This is a genomic window from Sanguibacter gelidistatuariae, assembly GCF_900096585.1.
Classification (GTDB): domain Bacteria; phylum Actinomycetota; class Actinomycetes; order Actinomycetales; family Cellulomonadaceae; genus Sanguibacter; species Sanguibacter gelidistatuariae.
Window position 1 is genome coordinate 212,206 of record NZ_FMYH01000001.1, and the last position, 10,190, is coordinate 222,395.

At 68.1% G+C, this 10,190-nt stretch carries 9 protein-coding genes; 7 read left to right on the top strand and 2 right to left on the bottom strand.

Annotation, left to right across the window (positions count from 1 at the left end):
• Positions 1 to 5: 5 nt before the first annotated feature.
• A complete protein-coding gene (locus tag BLQ50_RS01005; RefSeq protein ID WP_093180533.1) occupies positions 6 to 320 on the bottom strand; it encodes a hypothetical protein in 315 nt (104 codons plus the stop codon).
• Positions 321 to 692: 372 nt separating this feature from the next.
• Here BLQ50_RS01005 and BLQ50_RS01010 point away from each other — a divergent pair, with 372 nt between their 5' ends.
• The 7 genes from BLQ50_RS01010 to BLQ50_RS18480 all read left to right on the top strand — a co-directional run bounded on the left by BLQ50_RS01010 (position 693) and on the right by BLQ50_RS18480 (position 9,064).
• Positions 693 to 1,964 (top strand): ABC transporter substrate-binding protein, encoded by a 1,272-nt coding sequence (locus BLQ50_RS01010; RefSeq protein ID WP_093180535.1) that lies wholly within the window; start codon positions 693 to 695, stop codon positions 1,962 to 1,964.
• A gap of 86 nt (positions 1,965 to 2,050) precedes the next feature.
• A complete protein-coding gene (locus BLQ50_RS01015) occupies positions 2,051 to 2,998 on the top strand; it encodes a carbohydrate ABC transporter permease (RefSeq protein ID WP_093180536.1) in 948 nt (315 codons plus the stop codon).
• A gap of 9 nt (positions 2,999 to 3,007) precedes the next feature.
• The gene (locus BLQ50_RS01020; protein ID WP_093180538.1) at positions 3,008 to 3,871 is read left to right on the top strand and encodes a carbohydrate ABC transporter permease; all 864 of its coding nucleotides are present in this window, start codon (positions 3,008 to 3,010) and stop codon (positions 3,869 to 3,871) included.
• Between the two features lie 32 nt (positions 3,872 to 3,903).
• Complete coding sequence (locus BLQ50_RS01025; protein WP_093180539.1) at positions 3,904 to 5,295, top strand: glycoside hydrolase family 28 protein; 1,392 nt, start codon at positions 3,904 to 3,906, stop codon at positions 5,293 to 5,295.
• Positions 5,296 to 5,343: 48 nt separating this feature from the next.
• A complete protein-coding gene (locus BLQ50_RS01030) occupies positions 5,344 to 7,809 on the top strand; it encodes a glycoside hydrolase family 2 protein (protein WP_093180541.1) in 2,466 nt (821 codons plus the stop codon).
• Between the two features lie 37 nt (positions 7,810 to 7,846).
• The gene (locus BLQ50_RS01035) at positions 7,847 to 8,884 is read left to right on the top strand and encodes a LacI family DNA-binding transcriptional regulator (RefSeq protein WP_093180543.1); all 1,038 of its coding nucleotides are present in this window, start codon (positions 7,847 to 7,849) and stop codon (positions 8,882 to 8,884) included.
• Between the two features lie 21 nt (positions 8,885 to 8,905).
• Positions 8,906 to 9,064 carry a hypothetical protein gene (locus BLQ50_RS18480; RefSeq protein WP_245700819.1) on the top strand — a complete coding sequence of 53 codons (159 nt, stop codon included), beginning with the start codon at positions 8,906 to 8,908 and terminating at the stop codon, positions 9,062 to 9,064.
• A 25-nt stretch (positions 9,065 to 9,089) separates the two neighbouring features.
• On the opposite strand, the gene BLQ50_RS01040 is transcribed toward BLQ50_RS18480, so the two are convergent.
• Entirely contained in the window at positions 9,090 to 10,160 is a 1,071-nt protein-coding gene (locus BLQ50_RS01040; protein ID WP_175558969.1) for a sulfurtransferase, read from the bottom strand.
• Between the last annotated feature and the right edge of the window lie 30 nt (positions 10,161 to 10,190).

A 10,190-nucleotide genomic window follows, 5' to 3' on the forward strand; every position in this document is an offset into this window, starting at 1 on the left:
TTCCATCAGAATCCCATCCTCGTCTCGCGCAGGTGCTCCGCCGCGTCGCGCCCTCTCACTCCGGATCGCAGGAGGTCGGCATACAGCCGGGGCAGGCTGACCGTCGTCCCATCCACTCCGGTACGCCAAATGTTCTGCTCGCGCTTCGCCATCCCGCGGTAAAACGTGACTCGCCCTCCGTCTGCAACTACGGGTCCGCGGTCGGTCATCGATCGTTTGAGACCCGGCTGGTCGAAGATCTCCGCATCGACATACGCCTCGTAGGTCGGGGTGCTCGTCGAGAAGGCAGCGAGGCGTTCGAGCCCGAGCCAGCCGGTCACCGCCCAGACGCCGACCGGGAGCGAGGCCGTGAGCTTTGAGAAGGCTTCCTTCGGAGTCCACCATGCCGTTCCTTACCACCGGGACAGAGAACTCCGCGCTCCGCGACGTCCTCGCCTGCTGACTCGCGAGGTCCCGTCGTGCCGGATCACCCACGGCCCGGGGCCGAGGCCGCCGGGGCCGAGGCCTCGAGTTGGGCCCGGGCGGAGCGGCATGGCGGGGTGGGCGGGGCGGGGCCGTCAAGTGGGCGGAAGGTAGTCCTTCCGCGCGGCACCTTGGTAACCGTCTCACGAATGGACATCAATGCTTGTAACTAAACCGCATTAGTAGTAGCGTCCCCGTTACTAGAGCGATTTAGTTGCAAGGAGGCAACCATGCGCAACAACCGACTCACAGGCATCGCACTCGCCGTCGGCCTCATCCTTCCCCTCGCTGCTTGCAGCGGCGGATCATCGGACAACAGCGACGAGCTCGTCGTCCAGTCCATCTGGACGAAGGGCACCGCCGAAGGCGACGCACTCGCCAAGATGATCAAGGAATTTACCGCCGAGACCGGCACCAAGGTCACCTGGCTCGACACGGGGGAGTCGCTGGCCGACGTCTTTGAGACGTCAGTTGCGGGCGGTTCTGAGGCCGATATCGTCCTGACCAACCTCGCTGAGAAGACCAACAACTGGGTCACGAACGGCGCCGTCGTCGACATGGCCCCGTACATCGACCAGTGGGGCCTGACCGACTCCTTCAAGCCCGACACCGTCGACCAGTGGAAGGACTCGGACGGCAAGCTCATCGGGCTCCCGTACTCCGGCTTCACCTGGCCGGCCTGGTACAACATGGACCTGCTGAAGCAGGTCGGCGTCGACGAAGTACCTGCCACCACCGATGAGCTCATCGACCTGGCGGGCAAGCTGCGGGATGCAGGTATCGCCCCGATGTCCATCGGCGGCAACGACTGGACTGGGCAAAAGCTGTTCCTGCAGATCGCCCAGATGTATGCGACACCCGAGGTGGCGCACAAGACCTTCCAGGAGGGCGACTTCTGCGCCCAGCCCGACATCAAGAAGGGCGTGGCCCTGTTCACGCAACTGCGTGACGCAGGTGTCTTCATCGACGACGCCGAGGGTTACAGCGCCGACGCGATGAACACTCAGTACTACACCGGCAAGGCGGCGATCATGTCGGCTGGCTCGTGGGCGTTCGGCTCGGCCGACCTCTCCGCCGAGACCGCCGCCGCTACAAAGCTCTCCGGTTTCCCGCTGCCGAGCGGTAGCTCCTGGGACAAGCCAACCGCCTACAACGGCTACACCGGAGTAGGTGTGCTGCTCAGCAAGAACGGCGCGAAGAAGGCCGACGCAGCCGGAGCTTTCATCAAGATGCTCTACTCCGACGACACGATCACCGACTTCGTCTCGACGGCGAACCTCATCCCGGCCGTCGAGTCCGAGGCTAAGTCGACCAACCCGCTGCTGAGCCAGGCGGTCACCGACCTCGACGCCCGCGTCGACTACGCGGTCATGCCGGACACAGCAGTCCCCGGCGCGGTAGCCGACCCGATGATCCGCGCCACGTCGATCGCGTTCGCGCCCGGCAACGACGTCGACACCATCTGCAAGGCCATCGACGACGCGTACGCCTCCGCCGGCTGACGCCCGCGTGCGGGGGCGGGCGCCGTCGGCGTATGCCCCCGCACGACCCGCACTCCCCGCTCAACCGTGACAGAGAGGTCAGGTCGATGACGACTACCCCCACGATCCAGCCCGGCACAGCGCCGCTGCAGGTGATCCCGGAGAACGACAGGTCGGCCTCGCGCCGCCGTCGTACCGACAACCGGATTCTCGCGGCCTTCTCCGGCCCGTCCGTCCTCTGGTACCTGATCTTCACGATCGGTCCGCTCATCGCGATCTTCGTCATCAGTCTGCTGCGCTGGGGAGGCTTCCTGGCGACGCCGTCATGGGCGGGGCTCGACAACTACACCCGGATGTTCACCGACTCGGTGTTCCAGCAAGCCGTGCGCAACTCCGCGCTGCAGGTCATTGTTGTAGTCGTAGTGATGATGCCCCTGTCATTCATGCTCGGCTACTACCTCACCCTCAAGCCCCGCGGGCACCACGTCCTGCGCGTCGTGCTCTTCACCCCCGCGCTCATGTCGCTGTCCGCCATGGGAACCGTGTTCTACGCAATCTTCCAGCCGACCGGCATGGTCAACTCTGCGCTCGATGCAGTCGGGCTCGGCTCCCTGGCCACACCGTGGCTGGCCAACCCGAAGACCGCTCTGTGGGCGGTGATCGCCGTGAGCCTGTGGTCCGGCATCGGGTACACCGCCGTGCTGTTCGCGGCCCGGCTGACGGCGATCTCACCCGAGGTCTACGAGGCCGCAGCGATCGACGGCGCCGGCACCTGGCGGCGCATGTGGGGGATCGCGTTCCCGATCATCAAGGACTACTTCGGTGTCCTGACGATGCTCCAGTTCCTCTGGAACCTGTTCGCCTCCGCGGGCGTGGTGCTGCTGCTCACCCGCGGCGGTCCGGGCAGCTCATCAACAACGCTGTCCTACCTCGTCTATGAAAAAGCCTTCGTGCAGTCGCAGGTGGGCTACAGCCAAGCTGTCGGTGTCTTCCTGTTCTTCATAGGCGTCATCGGCCTGGTGTCCATCCGCCGCGCGTTCCGGCAGAACTACTAAGAGGCAGGCATGTCCACAACTACCGCGCCCACCACCGCGCCACGACCTGTCCGTCGGCCCCGTCTCGTCGCGGGCCACATCCTCGCCTGGGCGTACGGCGCCCTCCTCCTCATCCCGCTCTACTACCTGCTGGTCTCCGCGTTCAAGCCGAACATCGAGATCTTCGACAAGCCCTTCGCCTTGCCCACGGGCCTGTCGCTGAAAAACTTCGCGTCGGCCTGGGAACGGGCCAGCCTGGGAACCGCCCTCAGCAACTCGATCCTCATCACGGCATCCGCGGCGCTGCTGACGCTCGCGCTCGCGATCCCGGCGTCGTACGCCCTGGCCCGCTCGCGCGGCCGGCTGGGAACCGCGATCGAACGGCTCTTCTCTATGGGCTTCCTCATCCCCGGCTTCGCCGCCCTGGTCCCCACGGTCCTGCTCGCCATCGCGCTGGGCATGTTCCAGACCCGGCTCTTCGTCATCCTCTTCATGCCGGCCACGGCGCTGCCGCTGTCGGTCGTGCTTCTCACCCAGTTCATGCGGACGGTGCCGGCCGAGCTCGAGGAGTCCGCGGTGCTCGACGGCGCCAACCGGTGGATGGTCCTCAAGGAGATCTACCTGCCGATCGCCATGCCAGGCATCGCGACAGTGACGATCCTCAACGTCCTGAACTTCTGGAACGAGTACCTCTTCACACTCATCCTCGGCGGGCCGAACCCGAACGTGCGCACCGCGCAGGTGGCGCTGCCCACCCTGGTCTCGCAGACCTCGACCGACTACGGAGTTCTTGCCGCCGGAACGCTCCTGACCCTGCTGCCCGTCTATATCGCCTACATCCTGCTCTCCCGCCAGATGGAGAACGCCCTGCTCCAGGGTGCCGTCAAGGGCTGATCGTCTCCACCCACAACGTAAGGACCCCTCGCATGGCTACCTATGACATCCGTTCCTTCGGCGCCGTCGGTGACGGTACGACGAACGACGCCGCTGCTATCCAGGCCGCGATCGACGCGGCCAACGCTGCGGGCGGCGGCGTCGTCGTCGTCCCCTCGGGCGCCACGTTCCGCACCGGCTCGATCGAGCTGCGCTCCTACGTCGAGCTGCACGTCGAGCGAGGCGCGGTGCTCGCCGGCAGCGGCAACCCCGCCGACTACACCCACCGCCTCGAGGTGGGCGCCCTGTCTGCAGGCGTCGTCGACCCCGAGAACGACCAGGCCCTCATGCTCATCACCGCACGCGACGCGACGAACATCGCGATCACCGGTGACGGCATCATCGACGGCGCCGGGCGGTACTTCATCGAGGAAGACCTCGGGTACATCTACCGCTGCCCGAACCAGCGCCCCTTCACGGTGTTCCTCATCGGCACGAAGCACGTGACGATGCGTGACATCCGCCTGCAAGATGCAGCGCTGTGGTGCGTTCGTCTGTCGGGCTGCGAGGACGTGCTCATCCACGGCATCCAGATCGACACCGACCTCAAGATGCCCAACGCCGACGGGATCGACCTCGACCGCTGCCGCCGAGTGCGCATCAGCGACTGCGAGATCTCGAGCGCGGACGACTCGATCTCGCTCAAGACGTGCGAGGAGTTCGAGGGCTACGGCCCCACCGAAGACATCGTCATCACCAACTGCACGCTCCAATCGACGTCCTCCGCGGTCGTCGTCGGAGTCGACGCGGTGGCCGACATCCGCAACGTGATCGTCTCCAACTGCGTGATCCGTTCCTCCCACCGCGGTCTGGCCGTCAACCTCGGCCAGGAGGGCAACTTCGAGAACATCCTGTTCAGCGACTGCATCGTGGAGACCCGCCACTTCGATCGCGGGTGGTGGGGTCACGGCGAACCCATCTACGTGAACGTCGGCGCCTGGCACGACGTCGTCGGACGCCTGCGCAACGTGCGGTTCCGCAATATCCTGGCCCGCTCGGAGAACGGCGCGTACATCGCCGGCGACGCGCCCGGCCTCATCGAAGGTGTGGTCCTGGACGGCGTGCGCATCGAGCTCGACCGGTGGTCGCGCTGGCCGTCCGCCGAGTACGACCGCCGCCCCACCTCCAACGGCCCGGAGGTCTACAACCACCGCACGGCCGGCATCCACATCGACACCGCGAGCGACGTGACGCTGCGCAACTGCGAGGTCGTCTGGGCGAGCACTCCCGAGGAGTTCGGGCACGCGGTCGAGGCGATCGACGTCGAGGGGCTCGTCATCGAGAACCTGCGGGGCACGTCGGCCCACCCGGACGAGCTCGAGACCGTGCGCGAGCACACCCGGTCGCCCGGCGAGGCGCGCTACCCGCGTCCCGTCCTGGCCTGACCGAGACCTCCCGCAGCCCACAGCGAACTAGCACCACGAAGGATTGACATGCTCTCCACCAAGGATCTGACCGACGACTGGGTCCTGCGGGTCGGTGTCCCTGACGGGACCGCCCCGCAGGACGTCGAGCTCTGGACGGTGCCCGCGACCGTCCCCGGCTCGGTCCACACCGACCTGCTGGCCCAGGACCTCATCGCCGACCCGTATCTGGACCGCAACGAGGACCAGCAGCACTGGATCGGACGCAGCACATGGGAGTACCGGACCACGTTCCAGGGCGTGGCCGACGGCACGCGCCACGAGCTCGCCTTCGACGGCCTGGACACCGTGGCCAGCATCGAGGTCAACGGCACCCACGTCGCCTCGACCGCGAACATGCACCGCGAGTACCGCTTCGACGTGACTCACCTCGTGCGCAGCGGCGCGAACGACCTCGTCGTGGTCTTTGGCTCCGCCTATGACTACGCAGAGCAAGTTCGTCGCACGCTCGGCGACCGGCCGAACGTCTACCCCGAGCCGTTCCAGTACATCCGCAAGATGGCCAGCAACTTCGGCTGGGACTGGGGGCCGACCCTCGTGACGGCCGGGATCTGGAAGATGGTGCGGCTGGAGACCTGGACGACCGCCCGTCTTGGCGGGGTGCGTCCCTTCGTGCGGATCGACGGCGCCGACGGCGTGGTCGAGGTGCACGTGGAGGTCGAGCGAGCGCCGGGAACCGGCGGCCAGCTCGTGCTCGACGTCGAGGTCGCCGGGGTCCGCGCGACGGCGACCCTCGCCCCCGGTGCGACACAAGCCGTGGTCGAGGTCCGCGTCCCGGACGTGGACGTGTGGTGGCCCCTGGGCTACGGCGACCAGCCGCTGTACAACCTCACCGTGGGTCTCGGGTCGGGCGACGCCGAGCTCGACGTGTGGACGCGCCGCATCGGCTTCCGCACGGTCGAGCTCCAGGTCGAGCCCGACGACGCGGGCACGAGCTTCGCGATCGTCGTCAACGGCGAGTCTGTGTTCGTCCGCGGCGCCAACTGGATCCCCGACGACTGCTTCGTCGCCCGGGTGGGCGCCGACCGCTACCGCACGCGCGTCGACCAGGCTGTCGGCGCCAACATCAACCTGCTGCGAATCTGGGGCGGCGGGATCTACGAGAAGGACGAGTTCTACGACGCGTGCGACGAGGCCGGCGTGCTCGTCTGGCAGGACTTCCTCTTCGCGTGCGCGGCCTACCCGGAAGGCGAGCCGCTGCGCTCGGAGGTCGAGGGCGAGGCCCGCGACAACGTGCGCCGTCTCATGCCGCACCCCAGCCTCGTGCTGTGGAACGGCAACAACGAGAACATCTGGGGCTTCGAGGACTGGGACTGGAAGGAACCGCTGGCTGGCCGCGACTGGGGTGGGGGCTACTACTTCGACCTCCTCCCAGAGATCGTCGCCGAGATCGACCCCACCCGGCCGTACTGGCCCGGGTCGCCGTACTCGGGCTCCGCGGACCTGCACCCCAACGACCCGAACCACGGCAACCACCACTCCTGGGAGGTGTGGAACCGCCAGGACTACGCAACCTACGCCGACGACAGGCCGCGGTTCGTCTCGGAGTTCGGCTTCCAGGGCCCGCCCCAATGGGCCACGATCGAACGGTCAGTCCACGACCAGCCGCTCGCGATCGACTCACCTGGGATGCTGCACCACCAGCGTGCCGACGACGGTAACGGCAAACTCGCCCGCGGCATGGCACCTCACCTGCCCGAGCCGCACGACGTCGAGGAGTGGCACTACCTCACCCAGCTCAACCAGGCACGCGCGGTGACCTTCGCGATCGAGCACTACCGTGCGCTGTGGCCGCACTGCATGGGCTCGATCGTCTGGCAGCTCAACGACTGCTGGCCTGTCACCTCATGGGCTGCAATCGACGGCGACGGTCGCCGCAAGCCCCTGTGGTACGCGCTGCGACGCGTGTACGACGACCGGCTCGTGGTGGTGCACCCCAGTGACGGGGGCGGCCTGGAGGTGGTCGTGGTCAACGATGCCCCCCATCCATGGACAGGTGACCTCGTCGTCGAGCGGATGGCCCTCGACGGCACGGTCCTGGACCGGTTCACGGTCGCGGTAGACGCGAGCGCCCGTGCGAGTGTGCAGGTCGCGTTGCCGCCAGCCGTGGCACGCGCCGTCGACGAGGCTGGCGAGGTGCTCGTCGCGACCCTGGGCGACCGGCGGGCGGTGCGGCCCTTCGCCGAGGACGTCGCGCTGCGTCTCGTCGACCCGGGCCTGCGGACGGTCGTGCGCGAGACCAAAGAGGGTGTGGCGGTCGAGGTGCACGCCACGGGGTTTGCTCGCGACCTCGTGCTCGCCGCCGACCGGGTGGCCCCCGGCGCAGAGGTCGACGACCAGTTGGTCACGCTGCTGCCGGGTGAGTCGCACACCTTCCATGTGCGCACCACCGTGGCCGCCGACGACCCCCGCTGGTATGGCGCGCACGTGCTCTTCTGCGTCAATGACGTGAAGGTATCGCACGTGGTCGGGTAGTCTCCGCGAAAGATATGAATAACGAATGAGGTGACGGATGGCACGGCCCACGATCGTGGACATCGCCCGCGCTGCGGGCGTATCCAAGGGGGCCGTGTCGTTCGCGCTCAACGGTCGCCCCGGGGTCTCGGACAAGACCCGGGCACGAGTGCAGCAGGTCGCCGCGGAGATGGGCTGGTTGCCCAACGTCGCAGCCCGGTCGCTCGCGGGGACCCGGGCCGGAGCGATCGGGCTCGTGTTCGCGCGTTCAGCCGACACCTTGTCCGCCGAGCCCTTCTTCATGCGGCTGATCGCCGGCATCGAGTCGGAACTGTCGCTGCGGTCGGTCGCCCTGGTCTTCCAGGTCGTCACCGACCATACCGCCGAGATCGCCACCTATCGGCGGTGGGCCGCAGAACGGCGGGTGGACGGGCTGCTCGTCGTCGATCCCTTCGTCGACGACGACAGGATCGGTCCCCTCGACGAACTCGCTATGCCATCAGTGTTCGTGGGAGTCCCGCCCTCCGACGACCTCGTCGCAGGTGTCTGGAGCGACGACGCGACCTCGATGTCGCAGGTGCTCAAACACCTCGTCGGGCTCGGGCACAAACGGGTGGTGCGCGTGGCCGGCAGCAACAACCACCAACACGTCCAGGTGCGCAACGAGACGTTCCGCCGGATCAGCGCCGAGCTGGGTCTTGATGAGGCGATGATCGTCGAGACCGACTACACCGCCGAGCAGGGCGCCCAGGCCACTCGCGCGATACTCATGTCCCCCCGACCCCCGAGTGCGATCATCTACGACAATGACGTCATGGCCGTGGCTGGGCTGGGCGTGACCCAACAGTTGCGCATCGACGTGCCCGGCGAGTTGTCCCTCGTCGCGTGGGACGACTCGCAGATGTGCCGGATCTGCCATCCGACCATGACCGCGCTCGGCCGCGACATCGAAAACTTCGGTGCCACCGCTGCCTCACTGCTCCTCGACATGCTCGACGGTCAGCCCCCGCGCAAGATCGAGACGCCGGCTGGCGTGCTCATTGCGCGGGGCAGCACCGGCCCCGTCGACGCACAGATGCACACGACGCCCCGCTGAACCCAGGTCCACCCGAGCTTCGTGCTGGTCACCGGCGCAGACAGCCTGGAACTCATCGCCGTCTACATCAGGATGCTCGGGCTCGACTTCCACGTCACCTCGCCGCCCGAGCTCGTGCAGCGCCGGGAACCAGCCACGGGGTCGTCTGTTTTGCTTGGGGTCGTCTATCTGGCTGAATAGACGACCCCGTCGGGCGCAGGTGATCTCACCCCAGGGGGCGCGACTCCCCCAGCGGGCGCAGCGTCCCGGCCGCTGCCGCTGGCGTCCCGTCACCGAGAACCAGCGGGAGGTCGGCGTCCGCGCTCCACTCTTCGAGGGAGCCGTCGTAGACGCGCACCCGGGACCGGCCCGCACTGACCAGGCCCAACGCCGCGTAGCTCGCCGAGATCCCGCCGCCGCAGTACACGACGATCTCGCGGTCATCCTCGTCCGGGAGCGCCTGCCCGACGACGCGGCCCAGCTCGGGTGCGTCGAGCAGGCGGCCCGCGGGCTGGGCGAGGTCGCGGGCGGGGAGGTTGATCGATGTCGGGATGTGTCCGCGCCGGCTGTACCGGGTGGTCGCCTCACCCGTGAACTGGTCGGCGCCGAGCGCGCAGACGAGCGCCGCGGAGCGCGCCCCGGCGACGATGTCGATCACGTCGTCACGGCTGGCCCACACCGACGGGTCCTCGACGAGAGTGAGCGTCCCGCGGGGCCCCAGGTCGGTCGGCGCCGCGATGGTTGCGTCGATCTCGCTGGCATCGCTCGGGGCGCCGCTGATCGCGTCGCTGTCCCCCGCGCCGCCGTCGGCGTCGGCGTCGGCGTCGGCGTCGGCGTCGGCGTCGGCGTCGGCGTCGGCGGTTTCAACCGCCCGATCGTCGCCCAGCCACGCCGTCAGCCCGCCGTCGAGCACCAGCGCGTGCAGGCCGAGGCCGCGCAGCGACCACCAGGCTCGGGCGGACCAGAACCCGTCGGCGCTGTCGTAGAGGACGACCGTGCTCGCGTCGTCCACGCCCAGCCCCTCGAGCACCGACTGCGCGCGAGCCGCCGAGGGGTGGGCGAAGTGATAGCTCGCCCCGGGCTCGGCGAAGTCGTCGAGGAGGTCGAGGTGCTGCGCGGTCGGGATGCGGGTGTCCGCCCAGCCCGGGCGTCCGCTCCGGGACTGGTGGTCGCCGTCGTGCAGGGGGCGCGGGAGGTCGACCGTGACGTCGAGGACGACGAGCGTCGGGTCACCCAGGCGGGCGGCGAGCCACGCCGCATCGACGAGCGGGCGGACCCGCGTTGAAGTGACCGGCACCAGAGTGACCGGCCCCGGAGCGTCAGGACC